Source organism: Arthrobacter ginsengisoli (genome assembly GCF_031456935.1).
Classification (GTDB): domain Bacteria; phylum Actinomycetota; class Actinomycetes; order Actinomycetales; family Micrococcaceae; genus Arthrobacter; species Arthrobacter ginsengisoli.
The window spans coordinates 202,700-220,578 of record NZ_JAVDVQ010000002.1 but is presented as its reverse complement, the minus strand read 5'-3'; the positions used below and the strand labels follow the sequence as shown (position 1 = coordinate 220,578).

Annotated in this window: 13 protein-coding genes; 9 read left to right on the top strand and 4 right to left on the bottom strand. The window is 67.9% G+C overall.

From position 1 onward, the window contains the following. Positions 1-38: 38 nt before the first annotated feature. A complete protein-coding gene (locus J2X01_RS03075; RefSeq protein WP_310050472.1) occupies positions 39-929 on the bottom strand; it encodes an SDR family oxidoreductase in 891 nt (296 codons plus the stop codon). A 269-nt stretch (positions 930-1,198) separates the two neighbouring features. Between J2X01_RS03075 and J2X01_RS03070 the strand changes: the two genes are divergently transcribed. The 4 genes from J2X01_RS03070 (at position 1,199) to J2X01_RS03055 (ending at position 6,592) form a co-directional block, all read left to right on the top strand. Further along, positions 1,199-2,782: an acyl-CoA carboxylase subunit beta gene (locus J2X01_RS03070; RefSeq protein ID WP_310050471.1), complete on the top strand. Its 1,584-nt coding sequence runs from the start codon at positions 1,199-1,201 to the stop codon at positions 2,780-2,782. Then, a complete protein-coding gene (locus J2X01_RS03065) occupies positions 2,779-3,024 on the top strand; it encodes an acyl-CoA carboxylase subunit epsilon (protein ID WP_310050468.1) in 246 nt (81 codons plus the stop codon). Before J2X01_RS03070 ends, J2X01_RS03065 begins: the two co-directional genes overlap by 4 nt. Positions 3,025-3,140: 116 nt before the next feature. Continuing rightward, positions 3,141-4,835 carry a DUF885 domain-containing protein gene (locus J2X01_RS03060; RefSeq protein ID WP_310050467.1) on the top strand — a complete coding sequence of 565 codons (1,695 nt, stop codon included), beginning with the start codon at positions 3,141-3,143 and terminating at the stop codon, positions 4,833-4,835. Between the two features lie 278 nt (positions 4,836-5,113). Beyond that, on the top strand, positions 5,114-6,592 hold the full coding sequence (locus J2X01_RS03055) for a dicarboxylate/amino acid:cation symporter (RefSeq protein WP_310050465.1): 1,479 nt from the start codon (positions 5,114-5,116) through the stop codon (positions 6,590-6,592). Between the two features lie 104 nt (positions 6,593-6,696). Here J2X01_RS03055 and J2X01_RS03050 read toward each other — a convergent pair whose 3' ends face one another. Then, the gene (locus J2X01_RS03050) at positions 6,697-7,257 is read right to left on the bottom strand and encodes a hypothetical protein (RefSeq protein ID WP_310050463.1); all 561 of its coding nucleotides are present in this window, start codon (positions 7,255-7,257) and stop codon (positions 6,697-6,699) included. A 175-nt stretch (positions 7,258-7,432) separates the two neighbouring features. Here J2X01_RS03050 and J2X01_RS03045 point away from each other — a divergent pair, with 175 nt between their 5' ends. Then, on the top strand, positions 7,433-8,170 hold the full coding sequence (locus J2X01_RS03045) for a TetR/AcrR family transcriptional regulator (RefSeq protein ID WP_374724922.1): 738 nt from the start codon (positions 7,433-7,435) through the stop codon (positions 8,168-8,170). Between the two features lies 1 nt (position 8,171). Beyond that, positions 8,172-10,712, top strand: a complete 2,541-nt coding sequence (locus J2X01_RS03040) for an MMPL family transporter (RefSeq protein ID WP_310050461.1) — start codon at positions 8,172-8,174, stop codon at positions 10,710-10,712. Positions 10,713-10,851: 139 nt separating this feature from the next. Here the strand turns inward: J2X01_RS03040 and J2X01_RS03035 are convergent, their stop codons facing one another. Then, the gene (locus J2X01_RS03035; RefSeq protein ID WP_374724921.1) at positions 10,852-12,309 is read right to left on the bottom strand and encodes an HNH endonuclease; all 1,458 of its coding nucleotides are present in this window, start codon (positions 12,307-12,309) and stop codon (positions 10,852-10,854) included. Positions 12,310-12,677: 368 nt separating this feature from the next. Here J2X01_RS03035 and J2X01_RS03030 point away from each other — a divergent pair, with 368 nt between their 5' ends. From J2X01_RS03030 to J2X01_RS03020, 3 genes are all read left to right on the top strand, one after another. Further along, positions 12,678-13,355, top strand: coding sequence for a Maf family protein (locus tag J2X01_RS03030; protein ID WP_310050458.1), 678 nt, complete (start codon positions 12,678-12,680; stop codon positions 13,353-13,355). Between the two features lie 124 nt (positions 13,356-13,479). Further along, complete coding sequence (locus tag J2X01_RS03025; RefSeq protein WP_374724920.1) at positions 13,480-15,333, top strand: acetyl/propionyl/methylcrotonyl-CoA carboxylase subunit alpha; 1,854 nt, start codon at positions 13,480-13,482, stop codon at positions 15,331-15,333. 69 nt (positions 15,334-15,402) lie between these two features. Further along, on the top strand, positions 15,403-16,134 hold the full coding sequence (locus J2X01_RS03020; protein WP_310050456.1) for a glutamine amidotransferase: 732 nt from the start codon (positions 15,403-15,405) through the stop codon (positions 16,132-16,134). A 161-nt stretch (positions 16,135-16,295) separates the two neighbouring features. Here J2X01_RS03020 and J2X01_RS03015 read toward each other — a convergent pair whose 3' ends face one another. Further along, a complete protein-coding gene (locus tag J2X01_RS03015; RefSeq protein WP_310050454.1) occupies positions 16,296-17,708 on the bottom strand; it encodes an MFS transporter in 1,413 nt (470 codons plus the stop codon). Positions 17,709-17,879 lie beyond the last annotated feature (171 nt).

The window sequence follows — 17,879 nt, the reverse complement described above, 5'->3', positions numbered from 1 at the left end:
TCCGGTCCGGCCGCCGCCGGCACGGACGCACCGGAAACTCAGAGGAAGATGTCAGGGATCAGCCGGTCTTCCGGGGCGCCCAGGCTGTACGGGGTGAAGTCCGTGACGCCGGCGGCGGCGAGCACCTGCTCGTCAGTGTAGAAGTTGCCGCTCCGGCTGCCGGAGCCGGGCGTTGCATTGCCGTTGGTCAGTACGGCATGGGCGGCGTCCGCCATGATTTCGGGGCCGCGGGCGCCCTGGACGATCCTGTCACCGCCCGGCATGTTGCGGATCGCGGCCGTGTTGATCAGTGTGCAGGGCCACAACGAGTTGACGTGGATGCCGTCGACTTTCAGTTCCTCGGCCAACCCCAGGGTGGTCAGGCTCATGCCGTACTTCGCCATCGTGTACGCCAGGTGCATTCCGGCCCACTTGGGATCCAGGTTCAGCGGCGGGGAGAGCGTCAGGATCTGGCCGGCGCCGGATTCCCGCAGCGCGGGCAGGGCGAGCTTGGAGAGCAGGAACGTGCCGCGGACATTGATGTCCTGCATCAGGTCGTAGCGCTTCATGTCGACGTCGTCGGTTTTGGACAGGTCGATCGCGGAGGCGTTGTTGATCACGATGTCGATCCCGCCGAAACGGTCGATGGCCGCGTCCACCGCGCCCGCAATGTCCTCGTCGTTGCGCACATCTCCGACCAGCGGCAGGGCCTTCCCGCCGGCTGCCTCGATCTGTTCGGCCGCAGAGTAGACCGTGCCTTCCAGTTTGGCGTGCGGTTGCCCGGTCTTGGCCAGCAGGACGATATTGGCGCCGTCGCGCGCGGCGCGGGTGGCGATGGCCAGGCCGATGCCGCGGCTTCCCCCGGAGATGAGGATGGTGCGGCCCTGGAGGGAACCGGCGGCCTGGTAGGGCCCTGCAGCGGTGCCCGAAGCATCATTGCTCGAAGTCATGAGGACACTCTAGCCGAGTTATGTTACCGGCGAGTAACAATGGTGCGACCGGCCGCCGCCGGCGTCGACCGTGCGGTGCCGGCGAGAGTTGGGGCGAATATTGTAGGTTTTCTACAGCGGCATGGGCGTTTGGCTTCACTAGACTTGCCCTCAAGGCCCCGCTTTTGTGGATACCAGCTAAAGCGCCCTGCGGACAGGGCCGGCGCACCAGAGCACCAACAGCACCACACGATTCAGCAGAACATCAGCCACAGAGCCGGAGACACTTGATGAGCCACGATCTGACCACGACCGCGGGGAAGATTGCCGACTTCCGCGACCGCCAGGCCCGTGCTGAGCAGCCCTCCGGCCCGGAAGCGATCGAGAAGCAGCACTCCCGCGGCAAGAACACGGCCCGTGAGCGGATCGACCTGCTGCTGGACGCCGGCTCCTTCGTCGAGTTCGACGCCCTGGCCGTGCACCGCTCCACCGCCTTCGGCATGGAGAAGAAGAAGCCGCTGGGCGACGGCCTGGTCTCGGGCTACGGAACGGTGGACGGCCGTCCCGTCGCCGTGTACAGCCAGGACTTTTCCGTTTATGGCGGCTCGCTGAGCCAGGTCAACGGCGAGAAGATCGTCAAGGTCCAGGAATTCGCGCTGCGCAACGGCTGCCCGGTGGTCGGCATCCTCGACGGCGGCGGCGCCCGCATCCAGGAAGGTGTCGCCTCGCTGGCGATGTTCGCGGATATCTTCCGCAACAACGTCCACGCCTCCGGCGTGGTCCCGCAGATCTCCCTCATCATGGGCCCCTCCGCCGGGGGCGCGGCCTACTCCCCCGCACTGACCGACTACGTGGTCATGGTGGACAAGACCTCGCACATGTTCATCACCGGCCCGGACGTGATCAAGACCGTCACGGGTGAAGACGTGGACATGGAAACCTTGGGCGGTGCCCGCCAGCACAACGCCACCACAGGAACCTCCACCTACCTCGCCTCCGACGAGGCCGACGCCATCGAGTTCGTCCGCGAGCTCCTGGACTTCCTGCCCTCCAACAACCTCGCCGAGGCCCCGGTGCTGGAGCATTCCCAGGAGCTGGAGCTCGACGCCGAGGATCTCGCCCTGGACACACTGATCCCGGACTCGGCCAACCAACCGTACGACATGCGCAGGGTCGTCGAACAGCTCGTGGATGACGCGCACTTCCTGGAGATGCAGTCCCTCTTCGCGCCGAACGTGATGATCGGCTACGGCCGCATCGAGGGCCACACCGTGGGCATCGTGGCCAACCAGCCGATGCAGTTCGCCGGCACGCTGGACATCGCCGCCTCGGAGAAGGCCGCCCGTTTTGTCCGGCACTGCGACGCCTTCAACATCCCGATCATCACGCTGGTGGACGTGCCCGGCTTCCTGCCGGGCAAGGACCAGGAGTTCCAGGGCATCATCCGCCGCGGCGCCAAGCTGCTCTACGCGTACGCCGAGGCTACCGTGCCGAAGCTGACCGTCATCACCCGCAAGGCCTACGGCGGGGCGTACATCGTGATGGGCTCCAAGAAGCTCGGCGCGGACCTGAACCTGGCCTGGCCCACCGCCCAGATCGGCGTCATGGGCGCCCAGGGCGCGGTCAACATCCTGTACCGCCGCGAGCTCGCCGCGGTCGCGGCGGACGGCGGCGACGTCGAGGCCAAGCGCTCCGAGGTCATCCGGCAGTACGAGGAAGAGCTGCTCAACCCGTACCAGGCCGCCCAGCTCGGCTACGTGGACGCGGTCATCGCCCCCTCCGAGACACGGGTGCAGATCATCAAGGGGCTGCGTGCCCTGCGGGACAAGCGCGCCAGCCTGCCCGCCAAGAAGCACGGGAACATCCCGCTGTGATCCCCACCCACCCCCCAGTTGAGCCGGCGGCGACACCGCCGGCCGAGCAGCCTGTGCTCGCCGTCATCAAAGGCGAGCCGACGCCGGAGGAACTGGCGGCGCTGGCCGCCGTCGTGCTGTCATTGGGCAATGGGGAAGCTGCCGCGCCGGAGAGCCCCAGCGCCCGGCACTGGATCCGCCGGCAGCAGCTGCAGCTGGCGCCGAAGCCGGGCCCCGGCTCGTGGAGGCGCAGCCGCGGCTGACGCACCCGCACCGCGGAGTGTCGGGCTGCTGTCCTGACGATCGTCCTGCCGGATGTCCCGCGCGAAAAGTGCAGCAACCCTTTCATAACGGCCGGCGCCCGGCTAGTGTCTTTCGGGTGACTACCGAAACCACTGAACAGACTGCCCCCGGGCGCCCGCACACCGCCATCGACGCCGTTGCCGATGCCTTCACGGACACGCTGATCCGGCTTAACCCGAGCTTCGCCACCGAACTCGGGCTCCCCGGGCACGAGACCGAATACCAGGACTTCTCCCCTGCCGGGCTCAAGGAGTTCGCGGTTGCCGCGCGGGAGGCGCTCGCCGCGCTGAAGGGCCTGGAGCCGGCGGACGACGTCGACGCCGTCACCCTCGATGCCATGCGCGAGCGCCTGGGCCTGCAGCTGGAACTGCACGAATCCGGCTGGGACCTGGCCGAGCTGAACAACATCGCCTCCCCCGCGCAGGAGATCCGCGCAATCTTCGACCTGATGCCGATGGACACCGCCGCGCAGTGGGACCACATCGCGGGCCGCGGGCACAATGTCCCCGCGGCCCTGGACGGCTACATCGTGTCGCTGCGTTCCGCCAGGGACGACGGCAGGGTTGCCGCCGCGCGCCAGGTGAAGATCGTGATCGAACAGACCACCAGGCACGCCGCGGAGGACGGCTTCTTCGCGAAGCTGGCCGCCAACGCCAAAACGGCTGACGGCCAGCTGCCCCCGGACGTGCAGTCCAGGCTCGACGCCGGTGCCGCCGCCGCGCGCACGGCGTACTCCCGGCTGGCCGGCTTCCTGGAGTCCGAGTTGCTTCCCGTCGCCCCGGAAAAGGACGCCGTGGGCCGCGAGCGCTACTCGCTGGCGTCCCGCGCCTTCCTGGGCGCCACCGTGGACCTCGAGGAAACGTACGCCTGGGGTGTGCAGGAACTCGACCGCCTGATCGCCGAACAGGAGCGCGTGGCCGGGGAGATCCGGCCCGGCGCCACAGTCGAGGAGGCCAAAGAGGTCCTGAACAACGATCCCGCACGGCAGCTCAAGGGCACCGACGCCCTGCGGGCCTGGATGCAGGAGCTCTCCGACAAGGCGGTTGCCGACCTTGCGGGCGTGCACTTCGACATCCCGGACGTCATGAAGACCCTGGAGTGCAGGATTGCCCCGACCGACGAGGGCGGCATCTACTACACCGGGCCTTCGGACGACTTCAGCCGCCCGGGCCGCATGTGGTGGTCCGTGCCGCCGGGCGAGGACACCTTCACCACCTGGGCCGAGACCACCACGGTCTACCACGAGGGTGTCCCGGGCCATCACCTGCAGGTGGCGACCGCCACCTACCGCCGCGAGCTGCTCAACAAGTGGCGCCGGAACGTCTGCTGGACCTCCGGGCACGGCGAGGGCTGGGCGCTCTACGCCGAGAAGCTGATGCAGGAACTGGGCTACCTCAAGGACCCGGGTGACCACATGGGCATGCTGGACATGCAGCGCATGCGGGCCGCCCGTGTGGTGTTCGACATCGGTGTCCACCTGGAGCTGGAGGTGCCCGAGCGTTGGGGGTCGGGCATCTGGACTCCGGAGAAAGGGTACGGGTTCCTCAAGCAGAATCTCGCAATCAGCGAGGGCCAGCTCAACTTCGAGTTCACCCGCTACCTCGGCTGGCCGGGCCAGGCGCCGTCGTACAAGGTGGGCCAGCGGCTCTGGGAGCAGATCCGCGCCGAGCTCGAATCCCGCCCTGGGTTCGACCTCAAGGCCTTCCACACCAAGGCGCTGAATATCGGCTCCGTGGGCCTGGACACCCTCAAGCGTGCGCTGCTGGAGTAAGGCGGGCCTGGTGCGGCGGCACGGCCGCCTTCCTCCGCGCGCTGCTCCTTCGTCGCTTTGACGCACGCTTCCGGAAGACTGCCGCGCCGCCGCTGCCGGATGCCGACCTCCGGGCCTCACCGGGGAGACAATCGCCACACTGGCGTGTGGAATAACTTCACATAGTCCTTATGTGACGCCGAATTCCGGGGATTCCGCGCAGGATGCCCGTTTGTGACGGCGTCATATTTCTCAACATCCGTTCGCCGTGATAGTGGCACTGGTCCTAGCGTGTTCCGGTGAGCACTCAGACAAGCACCCCCGCACCGGCCGGAAAGACCGGCTTCCAGCTGCCCAAGTGGGCCGGTTCGTTCGGCTTCCAGATCATCGCCGCCCTGATCGTGGGCCTGGGGCTTGGCCTCCTGGCCAAGTACACGGGCAGCACCAAGGCGAGTCCGAACGCCCTCGGCGCCACGTTGCAGACCATTGGCTCGAGCTACGTGTCGCTGCTGCAGACCGCCGTTGCGCCCCTCATCTTCACCGCCGTCGTCAGCTCCATCTCCAACCTGCGCGCCGTCTCCAACGCCGCCCGGCTGGCCTGGAACACGCTGTTGTGGTTCGCCATCACGGCGCTGATCTCGGTGCTGATCGGCATCGGCCTCGGCGTGCTCCTGCAGCCCGGCGCCAACACCGGCATCACCCAGGAGGCCAAGTACGCCGGCAAGTCCGGTGACTGGTGGGCCTTCCTGACCGGCCTGTTCCCGAAGAACTTCCTCGGCCTCGGCGCCAGCACAACCGTCACGGACGGTGTCGCCACCACTTCGGTGAGCTTCAATGTCCTGCAAATCCTGGTGATCGCGGTCGCCGTCGGCATCGCAGCGCTGAAAGTGGGCAAGGCCGCCGAGCCGTTCCTGAACCTCAATGCCGCCGCCCTCGCCGTGATCCAGAAGGTCCTCTGGTGGATCATCCGGATCGCCCCGATCGGCACCGTCGGCCTGATCGGCAACGCTGTGGCCATCTACGGCTGGGACACGATCGGCTCCCTGGGCAAGTTCACCTTCGCCATCTACGTGGGCCTGGCCCTCGTGCTGTTCGTGGTCTACCCGGCCCTGGTCCGCTCGCACGGCCTGTCTGTCAAGCAGTACTTCTCCGGCGTCTGGCCCGCCGTGCAGCTTGCATTTGTCTCCCGCTCCTCGGTGGGCGCCCTGCCGCTGACCCAGCGCGTGACCGAACGCAGCCTGGGCGTCCCCCGCGCCTACGCCTCATTCGCCGTGCCGCTGGGCGTGACCACCAAGATGGACGGCTGCGCCGCGATCTACCCGGCCATCTCCGCGATCTTCGTGGCGCAGTTCTTCGGCATCGAGCTCGACTTCACCCAGTACCTGCTGATCGCCCTCGTGTCCGTACTCGGCTCCGCCGCGACCGCGGGCACCACCGGCGCCGTCGTGATGCTGACCCTGACGCTCTCCACGCTGGGACTGCCGCTGGCCGGCGTCGGGCTCCTGCTGGCGATCGACCCGATCCTCGACATGGGCCGCACCGCCGTCAACGTGGCCGGGCAGGCCCTGATCCCCACTATCGTGGCCAAGCGCCAGGGCATCCTCGACGAGTCGCTGTACAACGCACCGCGCAACGGTGACCCGTTCAGCGACGAAGTCGATAACACAGTCGATAACACAATCGGCAACACAGCCGACGCCGGTTCCGCCGCCGTCGATCCCTCCGCTGCCCCCGCTGCGTCGCCGGACGGCCGCGAACTGGCCGCAGCCAAGGCTTAACGGCCCGCAGCAACCAAAGCTGACGAAGTCCCCGGGAAGCTCCCGGGGACTTCGTCAGTTAATCCGCGTCTAATCCGCGTCCGGAACGGCCCGGCGAAAGGTGCCTAGTGTCCGCCGCCGCCAATCACGCCCTTCTCGACGGCTTTGGCGACGGCGTCTGCCTCGGCCTGGGTCAGCGTGCCGTCGGTGACAGCCTTGTCCAGCCTGGTCTTCAGCGCGGCGGCGCGGTCGGCCTGGGCCGCGGTCCGCAGTTCCTCCAGGGCAGCGGTGACCTTTGATTCCTCAATTCCCAGCGACGCCGCGAGCGACTTGGCCAGCGCCGCGTCCATCGTGGCGCGGTCCGGCCTGGTGCCTTCGGCTGGCGGCGTGGTCGGTTTGTTGGCTTCGCGGAAGGCCTGCAGGGCCTCGGTCACCTTGGCCTCGTCAACGCCGAGCTTGGCAGCCAGTTCGGCAGCCTGGGCGGCGCCGCGCTCCCCGCCGCGGCCGGGCCCGTGGCCGCTGCGCATGCCCTGACCGTCGGTGGTGCCGGGCGTCGCTTCCGCCGAAGCGCTGGGGCTAGGGGTGGGGGTGGTGGATGCTGACGCCATCCCGGTAACTCCAAGGCCGGCACCCAGGGCCAGGGCCCCGGCCGAGATGGCGAGCGTTATTCTCTTGGTGCGTGACATGTGCTGTCTCCTGGTCTGCAGCATGCTGACGGCTGCGATTGGTGGGTGTCTCTTCCAAGACGTGGTTCCAGTTTCCGCCGGCCGCTTCAGCGAGAGCTGTTCGGAACCTTTCATCTTGCTGTGAAGGCCCGCAGGAAAATTGCCCTGCGTGCAAACATGCACGTAGTGTAATTGGGTGTCCGCTCTCCCTTCCCCACGCGCTGCCACGCCCCCGGCACCCGCTTCCCCGCCCGAGGCGCCGTCGCGCCGTGAGCTGAACAAGGCGGCCACGCGCCAGGCCATCACCGATGCCGCCCTGGGGCTCCTGCGCTCCAATGGCCCCGGCAACTTCACGGTCGAGGACATTGCCGACGCCGCCGGCATCTCCCGCCGCACGTTCTTCAACTACTTCGGCAGCACCGAAGCTGCCCTTGCCGCCGTCACGTTCGGTTTCCTGGACAAGGCGCTGCAGCAGTTTCGGCTGCGGCCGCCCGGGGAACCCTTCCTGGAATCGGCCCGGGCGGCCCTCGTCCAACTCGCAGATCCGATGACAGTGGCCCCGATGGCCGAGCTGTACAGCCTTGGCCAGGCCAATCCGCAGCTCAGCAGGTCCGAGCTGGAAGCCTGGGACCACTGCACGGCGGAAATCATTTCCGCGGCCCGCGAGCGCTTCAGCGGCGGCGTCGGCGTCGAACTCGACGAACTGTACCTCCGGGCACTGGCCGGCTCCGTCATCTCCTGCGGCAAAGCCGCCATGGATGTCTGGTTCGCACGATGCGGCGGATCCCTCACGCCGGAATCCCTCTCCACCCTCCGGCAACTCCTGATCGATTCCATGAGCCTGCTGGGCTCAGGGTTCGCCCGCCCCAACACGGTCCAGGCCAGCGCCCCGGCCGGCAACACCACCACCACCCCTTCCCCAGATCGGCACTGACATGGCCCTACTGCTCTACCGCCTCGGCAAGTTCTCCTACCGCCACCGCTGGCTCGTCGTCTCGCTGTGGCTTGCCGTCATGATGGCCGTCGGTGGCGCGGCCGCCGCCTTCCACGGCACCCTGTCCAACAATTTCCAGATCCCGGGCACCGAAACCCAGCAGATGGCGGACAAGCTCAAAAAGGAGCTTCCCTCCTCCTCCGGCGGCTCCGCCAGCGTGGTGTTCGAAGCCAACGACGCCCAGTTCAGCCAGGCCGGCCAGGAAGCCGTCACCGCGGCGCTGACCAAGCTCAAGACCCTCCCTGACGTCCAGGGCACGGTTAATCCGTTCACAACCCAGGCGCAGCTGGAGACGGCCGCCGCAGACCTGGCTGCCGGGAAGGCCCAGTCTGCTGCCGGCAAGGCCCGGCTGGAGACGGCCGCGGCCGAACTCGCCGCAGGAAAGGCCCAACTGGACGCCGCCGAACAGCAGATGACGGCGGCGGGCCTGCCGCCGGCTGCGATCGAGGCGCGGCTCGGCCAGCAGAAGGCAGCCCTCGCCGAGGGCCAGGCAAAAATCGACGCCGGCACCACGGAACTGGCAGCCGGCGAGGCGAAACTGGCCCTGGGCACACGCCAGCTGGAGGCCTCGAAAGGACTCCGCTTCGTCTCCGAGGACGGCAGGGCCGCGATCGCGCAGGTCCAGTTCAGGACCTCCATCAACGGCCTCAAACCGGAGGTCCGCCAGGAAGTCCAGGACATCGTCAAGGAGGTGTCCGCCGCCAACGTCACCGCGCTGCCCAGCAAGGAAATCAGTGAGGACATCTCCGAGATCTTTGGCACCGCCGAGATCATCGGCATCGCGGTGGCAGCCCTGGTTCTGATCATCATGCTCGGCACGCTGATCGCCGCGGGACTTCCGCTGCTGATGGCCGTCGTCGGCGTCGCCGTCGGTGTGGGTGGCACGTTCGCCCTGAGCGGCGCCACAGACATGAGCTCCATCTCCCCGATGCTGGCGCTGATGCTCGGCCTGGCCGTGGGTATTGACTACTCCCTGTTTATCGTGAACCGGCACCGCGTCCAGCTGCTCGCCGGCATGGACGCCGAGGAGTCCGTGGCGCTGGCCACCGGCACGTCCGGCAACGCCGTGCTGTTCGCCGGCCTGACCGTCATCATCGCCCTCGCGGCCCTTGTCGTGCCCGGGCTTCCGTTCCTGGCCGTCATGGGCCTCTCAGCCGCCGCCACTGTGGCCGTCGCCGTCGTCGTCGCCCTGACCCTGACGCCGGCCATCCTCTCCCTCGTGGGGCGGAAACTGATCTCCAAGCGGGCCTGGGCCAAAGCGGAACAGCACAACGCCGCGCCCGGCCACGAAACCGAGGACCGCGCCCAGGACGAATACCGCAGCAGCCACGGCTGGGGCGGCATCGTCACCAACCACCCCTGGCTGGCACTGCTGGCCGGAGTGGCGCTGCTGGGTGTCGTGGCGCTGCCCGCCAGCCAGCTCAGGCTCGCCCTGCCGGACGCCAGCTCCGAGCCTGTGGCCTCCCAGGCATTCCAGGCCTACGACGTCACCAAGCGGAGCTTCGGCGAGGGCATGACCGGCCCGATCATTGTGGTGGGCGACCTCCCCGAGGGCTTGAGCGAAGCCGAGGCCCAGGCCCGGCAGTTCGACGTCGCCGACATCCTGCGCGAAACCGGGAACGTCACCGCCGCAGTGCCGCTGGCCCTGAGCGAGGACCGCCGCACCGCGGTGTTCCAGGTCATCCCGAACGAAGGCCCGGCCAGCGCCAGCACGGTCCAGGTGGTCTCCGAACTCCGCGCCGAAAAGGGCCAGATCCAGGACTCCACCGGCGTGAGCATCGGGCTCACCGGACAGACCGCCGGCAACGTCGATGTGTCCACTAAACTCGGCGACGCACTGCCGCCGTACCTGGCCATCGTGGTGGGCCTCTCGCTGATCCTGCTGCTGCTGGTGTTCCGTTCCATCTGGGTGCCGCTGCTGGCGACCGGTGGATTCCTGCTCTCACTCGCCGCCGCCTTCGGCGCCGTCGTCGCGGTCTACCAGTGGGGCTGGCTCGGGGGCATCTTCGGCGTGGAGAACCCTGGCGCCGTGCTGAGCTTCCTGCCGATCATCCTGATCGGCGTGCTGTTCGGCCTGGCCATGGACTACCAGGTGTTCATCGCATCCGGCATGCGCGAGTCCTACATGCACGGCGAGTCGGCCAAGCACGCGGTCCGCTCAGGCTTCAGCCACGCCGCTGCCGTGGTCACCGCGGCCGCGATCATCATGGTCAGTGTGTTCTCGGGCTTCATTTTCTCGCACCTGAACATGGTCCGGCCGCTCGGCTTCGCGATGGCCTTCGGTGTGCTCATTGACGCGTTCGTGGTCCGGATGACGATTGTCCCGGCCGTGATGTACCTGCTCGGCGAGAAGGCCTGGTGGCTGCCGCGCTGGCTGGACCGCATCCTGCCGGATGTGGACGTTGAAGGCGCGAAGCTGCGCCAGCCCGTGGCTGCGGTCGCGGGTTCTGTTGCGGAACCCGCCGAGGCTGCCGCCCGGTAGCCCGGCCCGGCTGCCACGAAGAGTCCGACAGGCCGCCCGCTGATCACTTCGATCGGCGGGCGGCTTTGTTGTGGGCAGCTTGGGGGTATTCCTCAAACTGCGGGGCTGTTGGCTACGTGCTCCCATCGCGGCTGCTCGCTCAGGCCGCCAGCCGGGCGTGCTGGCGGGCACGGACGAGAATTTTGGCCCGGTGGCGGAGTTCGCGGTGGTGGTGGTGCCGGTTGGGAGCCACCGGTTGGTCCGGCGCCGTTCCGCTGACCCTGGTTCCCGGTAGTGGGGGTGCATTTGATTGGTAGGTGTGGCCGGTGGGGGTGGTGATGTCGATGGTGTGTCGGGGGCCGGGGCGGGGTTGGGCGTTCCAGCCGGGGGTTTCTTTGGTGTGGTTGCAGGCTTCGCAGAGGCCGGCGCCGTTGTTTTGGTCCGTGGTGCCGCCGCGGTGCCAGGGGATGATGTGGTCCAGGTGCCGGATCGGGGCGTCGCAGTAGGGGGTGCGGCAGGTGTCGTCGCGGAGGTGCACGAATCGCCGGAGGCCGGGCGGGAAGAGCCGGGCGCGGGAGTCCATCGCGGTGAGCTCTCCGGTGCCGGGGGCGGTGTAGAGCCGGCGGAGCCAGACGTTCAGGGCCTGGTCCTGGCCCTCGTCCGGGTCCGCCTGGTTCGGGTTGTTGTCGGGAACGAGGAGTGCGCGGGCGTGGCCGGCGGGGATGATGCCGTAGCCGGGGAGCCGGGCGGGTTCGCTGTCGCCCTGGAAGAGGGTGCGGTCGGTCATGACGAGCTGGATTTCGATCCCGGTGATCCCGCCGGGGGTCCCGGTGGTGCGTTCGACCAGGGTGTCGGCCATGAGCTGGCCGCGGGTGCGGGGGTCCCCGGTGGCCCGGAGGGTGTCGGCGTGCCGGGTCAGGGCGGTGTGCACGGCGACGCCGGCGGCGACGGGCAGCAGGGCGGTGAGGTAGCACATGGTGTCCGGGGCCGGGCGGAGGCTGACGTGCCGTTCGGTCGCGGCGTGGCCGGCGCGCTGAGTGACCGAGCGCGGGTCGCGGCGGTACGCGGCGGCCCGCGCCGCGGCAATGAGGCCCCGGTCCCCGGTCCCGTCGAAGGTTCCGGTGTCGGGGGCGAGGTCGGCGTCCACGGCGGCCCGGTCCGCCGCGGACAGGCACGCGGTTTCGCGCACCAAAAGGGTGGCGCGCCATTCGTTGAGCTGGCCGGCGTCCAGGGCCGCGAGGGTGTGCGGCATTTCGGTGACGAGGGCTTTGGCCAGGCCCAGGAGCCGGCCGCCGCGGGCCGGGGATTCCCGCCTTGCGAGGGCGAGCTGCGCGGCGACGCCGGCGCCCAGCTCCGCGGCCGGCATCCCGGCGTCGGCTTGTTCGCGGCGCTGGAGCAGGTCGAAGTCGACCGCGAGCCGTGCCTGGCGGGCCGACAGGGCAGACTTCCGGTCCTCCAGGGCCCGGATTTCAGCAATCAGACGCGCACCGTTCAGCTCAGGCACGTCGCCGTACAGCGCTATGCCTGCATCTTCCGTTGCCGGTCTCTTCCCGCAACCTGGGGCGCAGTCGCACCCGACTGCTGCCAGAGCGGCCGCGGCTGACTGGGTTCCGTCCATGGCTCAAGTGTCCCGGAGGGCTAAGACATTATTGGCGGCCGCCTGAAGCCGGTCGACCGCTTCGGCGGGCGTAGGGGATGTCCCCATACCGGACGTAGCTATCGGCACACGACTAAGAACCGCCGCCACCTCAAGACGGGTCCTGACAGTGGCCAACGCGGCGCTCAGCTCCTCCAACCGCCGCCAGGCTTCAATCAGCCGTGCGCTGCTCGCGGGCAAAGTATCCTCCGCACGCGCGCGGCCGCACATCGCCAGCACGCTGCGGAGTTTGTCTTCCGGTCCCTGGTTCGCGTCCATGAACCAGCTCTCCCAGCGACCTCTGACGAAAAGGCACGGCGACGGCGAGCCCCAGGAACTAGGCTGGTGCGGTGACCCGCCTCATTCTTGCCTCCCAGTCCCCCGCCCGCACCAAGCTGCTGACCGATGCCGGCATCCGGCACGAGGTCCTTGTCTCCGATGTGGACGAGGACGCCGTGCAGGCCCGCTACGGCGTGACCGACCCGCACGACACCGCCCTGCTGCTCGCCCGGGCCAAGGCTGAGGCCGTCGCCTCGCTGCCCGAAGCTGACGGGGCCCTGGTGATCGGCTGCGATTCGGTGTTCGAGTTCGACGGCGAGGCGCACGGCAAGCCCTACACCGCCGAGGTCGCCAAAGAGCGGATGCTCCGGATGAGCGGCAGCAAGGGCGTGCTGCACACCGGCCACTGGCTCGTCGACTGCCGGGACACCGAGGATACCGACGAATCCGGGGCGGCCGGCTCCGGCGCAACCCTCGGGCACGTCACCTCCGCCGAGGTCCACTTCATGGAGATGAGCGCCGAGGAGATCGACGCCTACATCGCCACCGGCGAACCGCTGCAGTGCGCTGGCTCCTTCACAATCGACGGCTACGGTGGGGCCTTCATCCGCAAGGTCGACGGCGACCCGCACGCCGTCGTCGGGCTGTCCATTTCGACTCTCCGCGGGCTGCTGGGCCAGGCGCGGGTGGGCATCACGGAACTGTGGACCACTGGTGCCGCGGATCCCGCCTTGCTCCGGGCCGAGTGAGCCAATTCGCAGACTTTTGTAGCAACCCTACAAAGAGCGGGCGCTTTTCGCGCGGAATCCGCAAGTAATATCGGCGGAACCCACAAAACCGCGCTAGGCTCCCTGAAGGAAAGAAGGAGACGCCTTGTCAGCAAATTCGGAGCAGTCCGCAAACACAGTGCAGCGATCAGCCCCAGAAGGCACCGCTGTTGCAACCCGCCGGATGAGCAAGGTGCTGATCGCCAATCGCGGCGAAATCGCGGTGCGGATCATCCGCGCCGCGCGCGATGAAGGCCTCGCCTCTGTGGCGGTCTATGCGGACCCGGACCGCGACGCGCTGCACGTCAAGCTCGCCGACGAGGCCTTCGCCCTGGGCGGCAATACCGCGGCAGAGTCCTACCTCGTGATGGACAAACTGATCGAGGTAGCCCATCGCTCCGGCGCCGACGCCATCCACCCCGGCTACGGATTCCTGGCCGAGAACGCCGAGTTCGCCGCCAAGGTGATCGACGCCGGCATCACCTGGATCGGGCCCTCCCCCGCGGCGATCTCCGCCCTGGGCGACAAGGTCCAGGCCCGCCACATCGCCGAAAAAGTCGGCGCACCGCAGGTCCCGGGCACGGCCGACCCCGTGGAGTCTGCCGAGGAGATCCTCGAGTTCGTGGACAAGTTCGGCCTGCCGGTCGCCATCAAGGCGGCCTTCGGCGGCGGCGGACGCGGCATCAAGGTGGCCCGCACCCGCGAGGAAATCCCCGAACTGTTCGAATCCGCCGTTCGTGAAGCCGTCGCCGCCTTCGGCCGCGGCGAGTGCTTTATCGAGCGTTTCCTGGACGCTCCGCGCCACGTCGAGACCCAGTGCCTCGCCGACGCGTACGGCAACGTCGTCGTGGTCTCCACCCGCGACTGCTCGCTGCAGCGACGCAACCAGAAGCTCGTCGAGGAAGCACCGGCGCCGTTCCTCACTGAGGAGCAGAACCGGCGGCTCTACGAATCCTCCAAGGCCATCCTCAAGGAAGCCGGCTACCTCGGCGCCGGCACCTGCGAGTTCCTCGTCGGCCAGGACGGCACCATCTCCTTCCTCGAGGTCAACACCCGCCTCCAGGTCGAACACTGCGTCTCCGAGGAAGTCACCGGAATCGACCTCGTCCGCGAGCAGTTCCGGCTGGCCCGCGGCGAGGAACTCGGCTACGGGGACCCCGAAGTCCGCGGCCACTCGATCGAATTCCGCATCACCGGCGAGGACCCGGGCCGGAACTTCATGCCGGCCCCGGGCACGATCACGCGGCTGTTGAATCCCACCGGCCCCGGCATCCGGATCGACTCCGGTGTGGAGCAGGGCGACGTCATCAGCGGCAACTTCGACTCGATGCTCTCCAAGCTGATCGTCACCGGCGCCACCCGCCCGCAGGCCCTGCAGCGCGCCCGCCGCGCGCTCGAGGAGATGGTCGTCGAGGGCATCCCCACCGTCATTCCGTTCGACCTCGCCGTCGTCACCAATCCCGACTTCGCGCCCGCCGAGGGCCCGTTCAAGGTCCACACCCGCTGGATCGAAACGGCCTTCGTCAATGACATCCCCGCCTGGACGCCGACCGGCACCGAGACCGACGCGCCCGACGCCGGCGAACGCCAGCGCGTCGTCGTCGAGGTCGGCGGCAAACGCCTGGAGGTCATCCTCCCGGCGTCGCTGGGCACCGGCAGCGGCGCAGGTGCCGCCAAGCCGGCCAAGGCCAAAAAGCGTGCCCGCAGCGGCGGCGCCGTGGCGGCGGCCAGCGGCAACGCCCTGACCTCCCCCATGCAGGGAACCATCGTGAAGGTGGCCGTGGGCGAGGGCGACCTTGTTGCCGAGGGCGACCTCGTCGTCGTGCTTGAAGCGATGAAGATGGAGCAGCCGCTCACCGCACACCGCGCCGGAATCGTGATCGGACTGTCCGCCGCTGCCGGCGAGACGGTCTCCGCGGGCGCGATCATCGCCCTGATCGAGGACGAGGCAGCCGAGTAGCCGCGGCCCCGCGGCGGGACGCGGGCGCGCCTCTGGCGCCCCCGCGTCCCACCCGTGCAAACTGGGTCCGTGAAGCCATTTCTGCTACTCGCCTCCCGGGCCGAGGACGCCGCCGCCGAGGACGAATACGAGGCCTACCTGCGCTACGGCGGGCTCGAACCCTCCCAGCTGAGACGCATCCGGATGGAAGCCACCCCGCTACCGCCGCTTGAGCTCTCCGACTACTCCGGCGTGATTGTCGGCGGGAGCCCGTTCACGTCCAGCGACCCTGCCGAGGACAAAAGCGACGTCCAGCACCGGGTGGAGCACGAGCTGGCGGCACTGCTGGACCGGATCGTGCCTGAGGACTTTCCCTTCCTCGGAGCCTGCTACGGGGTCGGCACGCTGGGCCGGCACCAGGGCGCCGTAATCGACCGGACCTACGGCGAAGGGCTCGGCGGCGTGACCATCAAGCTGACGGACGAGGGGCTGGTGGATCCCCTCCTGCGGGGGCTGCCGGAGAGCTTCACGGCCTTCACCGGCCACAAGGAAGCCTGCACCGTCCTGCCCTCCCATGCCGTGCTCCTGGCCAGCTCCGCTGCCTGCCCGGTGCACATGTTCCGGATCAAGACCAACCTCTACGCCACCCAGTTCCACCCCGAGCTCGACGCCGAAGGCCTCGTCACCCGGATCGATATCTACCGCAATGCCGGCTACTTCCCGCCGGAATCCGCCGACATGCTGATGGAGGACGCCCGGACCTTCACCGCCACGGAACCGATGAAGATCCTGCGGAACTTCGTCGAACTCTACGCGCACTAAAACCGACGCCCCTGCCGGTGCTGGCGCTCCTGCCCAGTTGCTTTACGGCACACCCATGCCGGACACGGAAATGCCCGGCGTGTTCAGCGAACACACCGGGCATTTCCGTCAGCAACTGGGCAGGAGCGGCAGGAGCGTCGGCCCCGTCCGCGAAGAGGGCGTCAGGCCACGTTGTTGGTGTAGTCCAGGTCGCGGGTTTCCTTGCTGACGAAGAGTGCGATCAGCGTCAGCACGGACATGATGGCGAGGTAGACGCCGACCAGCACGGGGCTGCCCTTGCCCAGCTCCCAGAGCCACACGGCGATGAACGGAGCCACTGCCGCACCCAGGATGCTGGAGAAGTTATAGCTGATGGCTGAGCCGGTGTACCGGACGTTCGTCGGGAACAGCTCCGGCAGCAGCGCACCCATGGGCCCGAAGGTCAGGCCCATCAGGGAGAAGCCGATGATCAGCAGGGCCATCGTACCCACGAAGCCTGCGCTGAACAGCGGGACGAAGAGCAGGCCGAAGGCGAAGATGCCGAATGTCACGGCGATCAGCATCTTGCGGCGGCCGTACTTCTCAGCCAGCGGGCCGGAGACCAGGGTGAAGATGCCGAAGAACACAACGCCGACAATCAGCATCCAGAGGAAGTCGTTGCGGGTGTAGCCCAGGCCGGGGACGAACGCGGCGGCGGCGGCCTCCGTCATCGGCTTGCCGGCCTTCTCCGCTGCAGCCTTGGCGGCGTCCAGGCTGGAGGCACGGGTGCCGAAGGTCAGCGTGAACGTCGTCATCAGGTAGAAGAGCACGTAGGTGGCAAGCATGATGAACGTGCCCAGGATCAGCTTGCGCCAGCTGGTCTTGAAGACCCGGGCGAGAGGCAGCTTGGCGACTTCGTTGGATTCGATGACCTTGGTGAAGGCGGGGGTTTCGATGAGCTTGAGCCGGACGTACAGGCCGATGATGACCATAACGGCGCTGAGCAGGAACGGCACGCGCCAGCCCCACTCCATGAAGGCCGCCGGCGACAGCGTGTAGCTGAAGACCAGGAAGATCACGTTGGCGATGATAAAGCCGATCGGGGCTCCCAGCTGCGGGAAGGTGCCGTAGATGGCGCGCTTGTTCGCCGGGGCGTTCTCGGTGGCCAGCAGTGCCGCGCCGCTCCATTCGCCGCCGAGGGCCAGGCCCTGGAAGAAGCGCATGACGACCAGCAGGGCCGGAGCCCAGAATGCCCAGCCCGGGACCAGCGCCGTCGGGAGGCAGCCGATCAGGAAGGTGGCAATACCCATGGTCAGCAGCGACGCCACCAGGGTGCCCTTGCGACCGAACTTGTCACCGAAGTGGCCGAAGACGATGGACCCGAGCGGGCGGGCGATGAAGGCGACGCCAAACACGGCGAAGGAACTGAGCAGCTGGGTGGTCTCGTTCTGGTTCGGGAAGAACAAGGAGGGGAAAACGAGCACAGCGGCGGTGGCATACACGTAGAAGTCGTAGAACTCAACGGTGGTGCCGATCAGGCTGGCGACGATGACGCGGCCGCGCGAGTTCACCGGTTCGGCGGACCCCTGCTTCGAAAGGTTAACAGCGGATGACATGTAGTAGCGCTTTCATTCAGGCCGGACCGAGGTTAATTGAGACCGTCCGGATGAGGATAAGTAGGATTACATATTAGTCCCGGCGTCCATTCAATGGACGAAAGTTCCACTATGTGGACACCTGGAACTGTCTCATGTGCTGGTCATCACACTACGCCTCATTGTCGCCCC